The 2,763-nt window shown below is 72.1% G+C and carries 1 protein-coding gene; it reads right to left on the bottom strand.

The features are described from left to right. Positions 1-235: 235 nt before the first annotated feature. Positions 236-2,659, bottom strand: a complete 2,424-nt coding sequence (locus ACFV7Q_RS38680; protein WP_385435642.1) for an ABC transporter substrate-binding protein — start codon at positions 2,657-2,659, stop codon at positions 236-238. Positions 2,660-2,763 lie beyond the last annotated feature (104 nt).

Consider the following 2,763-nt stretch of genomic DNA (forward strand, 5'->3'; position numbering starts at 1 on the left):
GAACTTCGGGGCCGCGCCCCGCGGGGCACCGCGGCCGCTGCTGCCCTCGAAGTGCTGCTCGCCTGGTGGGCGGCGACCCGCCCGCCCGGCCATGTCCGTTCCCCACACGTGAGCCATGACGAACGCCGACGGGAACCCGACCACGGTGACCAGCCCCGTCAGCAGATGGACCTTGCTGTAGGCCTCAGCTCGAAGGGGCGGAGCAAGGACTGCCGGGCCGCTCGCGCCGGCGGTTTCAGCGGGCGGCCGGTCCGCTCGTCACGGTCGCCCAGCTGCCGCCGTTCACCGCGTACACCGTCAGCCGACGGTTGACCGTGTCGCCACTCCCGTCGAAGGCGACGCGGCCCGTGACTCCGTCGAAGGCCAGCCGTGCCACGGCCGGTGGCAGTTTCGCCCGGGCGTCACCGGGAAGGGTGCCGTCATTGGCCGCCACGACCGCCTTCACCGCCTCGATGAGGGTCCAGGTCGCGTCGTACGCGTACGGCCCGTACCAGCCGGCCTCTTCCGGGTATCCCGCCTTCCGGTACCGGGCGAGGAAGTCCCGCCCCGCCGCCGATTCGTCGGCGGCCACGCCGATGTTGGTCGCGAGGTCGCCCTCGGCCTTCGGGTTCGTCGTGAGGTACTGCTGGTCGAAGAGGCCGTCGCCCCCCATCAGGGGGACGTTCACCTCCGCCTGCTCCAGCTGCTGGGAGAGCGGTGCTGCGGTGTCGTAGTAGCCGCCGAAGTAGACGGCGTCGGCTCCCGAGGACCGCACCCTTTCGGCGAGACCCGCGAAGGCGCGTTCCGCGGGATCGACCTGCTCGGTACCGACGACGGTCCCGCCGAGCTTGGTCAACTCGGCGGTGAGACCGGAGGTGAGAGCGGTGCCGTGGGCGCTCGCGTCGTCCACCACGTATAGCTTGGCCTTCTTCGCCTCGCCGTGCAGGTACCGGGCGGCGAACGGCCCCTGGTCGACGTCCGTTGCAATGGTGCGGAAGTAGGTGGAGTAGGGACGCGACGTGGTGCCAGCGGCCCAGGCGGGGCCCAGCGTCAGCACGGGGTCGGTGTTGGCCGGTGACACGACGGCCATGTTCGCCTGCGCGAGCGGCGCCACCAGGGTCTTGGCGACGCTGGAGTTGAGGGGGCCGACCACCCCCAGCACCTTCTCGTCGGACACGAACCGGGCGGCGTTGGACGCGCCCTTGGCGGGGTCGGCCCCGTCGTCCAGGGCCTTGATCTCGAAGTTCACACCGGGGACGTGCTTGGTTTCGTTGGCGGTCCTGGCCGCCAGCTCGGCCGAGTTCTTGATGCCGACGCCCATGGAGGACAGCCCGCCGCTGAGGGGGGCGTCCACCCCGATCACCACCGTGACGGAGGAAGCCACCGACCCGTTGCCGGCCGCCCCGCCACCGTGGGGCGCGTCCTCGCCACGGGTGAGGGCCCAGGTCAGGACGGAGCCCGTGGCGAGCGTGGCCAGCACCGTGGCGAGGACCACGGAGCGCCGGGTGAGGGGCTCCCGGGCGGACGCCCGCTGGCCGCCGTCCTCCGTCCCGTGCTCCGCCCCGTGCTCCGCCCCGTGCGTGACCGGTTCCTCGGCCGGGGTCTCGGGCACGGCCGGAACGGTCGGCCGGTCCGGCACGGGGCGCTGCGGGGTGCCCGCGCCGGATGCGGAGTCCAGGACCGTCGGGGTCTGCGGTGACGGTGCGGTCGACGGCGGCTGCTCCGGCCCCGTAGGAGCGGGAACGGGCGTCGTAGCGTCCGGTGTCGGTACGGAGGTCGCCCGCGGGTCGGGAGCGGGCGGGGAGCTCGGCTCGGGTTGACGCCCGTGTGCTGCCGATGCATGGGGCCCGGGCGTGGAGGACCGCAGTACCGATGCCAGCATCTCGGCCGCTTCGCCGGCGCCCAAACGCTGCGCCGGGTCCTTGGTGAGGAGCGCGTCGAGCACGGGTGCGAGCGGGCCGGCGTGGACCGCGGGTCGGTGCGGTCGGGTGAAGACGGCCACGGCGAGGGCGTGCAACCCCTCCGCGTCGAACGGCGGGTGCCCCTCGACGGCGTGGTAGAGGGTCGCGCCGAGCGCCCACAGGTCGTTGGCAGGGGTTGGGCGCTTGCCCTCCAGCTGCTCCGGCGGCATGTAGTGCGGCGTGCCGATGACGATCCCGCTGTGGCTCAGCTTGGTCGTGGCGTCCGCGAGGTGGGCGATGCCGAAGTCGGTCAGGACAACGCGGTCCTTGGTCAGGAGCACGTTGTCCGGCTTGATGTCACGGTGGACGATCCGCGCCCGGTGCGCCTCGGCCAGCGCATCGAGCATGGCGGCGCCGATCTCGGCCACCCGCTGCACCGGCAGCCGCCCGCCGCTGCGGATGGCGGCGGCGAGGGACTCCCCGCGGACCAACTCCATCACGATGACGGGGACGCCGTTGTGCTCCACGACGTCATGGATGGTGATGATCCCGGGGTGGCTGAGCGTGACCGCTGCCCGAGCCTCGCCGATGAACCGCCGGAGCAGCGCGGCGCGGTCGCCGTCGTCCATGCCTGGCGGAAAAAGGATCTCCTTGACCGCAACCTCACGACCGAAGAGGTGCTGGTCGAGGCCGCGCCAAACCCGGCCCATACCGCCCTGGCCGATGCGTTCGACCAGCTGGTACCGGCCGGCGATGAGTTCGGGGTTCTGCTCGGTCACGCGCACACTCTAGTAGTGCTTTGTTAGGTGGTGTCGTAGGGCTGCCAGGGGATGGTTTGCTGGCAGGTGGGGCAGGTGCCGGTCCAGGTGGCGATGAGGTGTTG

Origin of the sequence: Streptomyces sp. NPDC059851 (assembly GCF_042732005.1) — a bacterium.
GTDB lineage: Bacteria > Actinomycetota > Actinomycetes > Streptomycetales > Streptomycetaceae > Streptomyces.